Origin of the sequence: Winogradskyella poriferorum, from assembly GCF_050618035.1 — a bacterium.
Classification (GTDB): Bacteria; Bacteroidota; Bacteroidia; order Flavobacteriales; family Flavobacteriaceae; genus Winogradskyella; species Winogradskyella poriferorum_A.
Genome location: NZ_JBODPY010000223.1, coordinates 1 through 222, shown reverse-complemented (window position 1 = coordinate 222; position 222 = coordinate 1). Strand labels below are relative to the sequence as shown.

Sequence of the window (222 nt, the reverse complement as noted above, 5' to 3'; positions counted from 1 at the left end):
CCTATAGAAATTGTCACAGAGGGCCGTGCTGTGAAAGAAGAGTTACTAGAACAGTTTCTACATTACTTGGCCACTGAAAGGCAGTTATCCCCCCATACACTTGATAATTACAGCCGTGACCTGACACGATTTTTGGATTTTATAGAAGCGGAGAATCTAGGTGAATGGGATGGAGTTGATGACAAGCATGTTCGACAATTTGTAGCTAAAATCCACCGGCAA

At 42.8% G+C, this 222-nt stretch carries 1 protein-coding gene; it reads left to right on the top strand.

Going from position 1 to position 222, the window contains the following annotated elements; translation table 11 throughout:
* Positions 1 to 222 (top strand): site-specific integrase (locus ACRHOC_RS15555; RefSeq protein ID WP_431159488.1); only part of this gene is annotated, 222 nt, incomplete at both ends.